Consider the following 279-nt stretch of genomic DNA (forward strand, 5'->3'; position numbering starts at 1 on the left):
GAGAAATTAGCAGGCATACAGACAGGTATAATCTGATTTTAATAACATATATTATCAAATTGAGGTGTTAAATGCGAATCATGCCCATCAAGTACGAGGAGACTATATTAGCCTGTTCTTCGTATTTTAATATAAAAAATAAAGTGATCTTTAAGCCATGCTTGACCAATCTCTCGTGTTGTCCATCCATTTGGTGATATAGCAATTCTCCAGGAAGATAGTAGACTTCCTTCGTACCAAGCTTGAATATGTGTTTTTACTTTCAACACTAAATATACT

At 33.7% G+C, this 279-nt stretch carries 1 protein-coding gene; it reads right to left on the reverse strand.

The window, feature by feature from the left end:
* Positions 1–107: 107 nt before the first annotated feature.
* Positions 108–269 (reverse strand): hypothetical protein, encoded by a 162-nt coding sequence (locus tag MN204_RS21610; protein WP_368858691.1) that lies wholly within the window; start codon positions 267–269, stop codon positions 108–110.
* Positions 270–279 lie beyond the last annotated feature (10 nt).

It is taken from the genome of Oceanobacillus saliphilus (assembly GCF_023522835.1).
Lineage (GTDB): Bacteria > Bacillota > Bacilli > Bacillales > Amphibacillaceae > Oceanobacillus > Oceanobacillus saliphilus.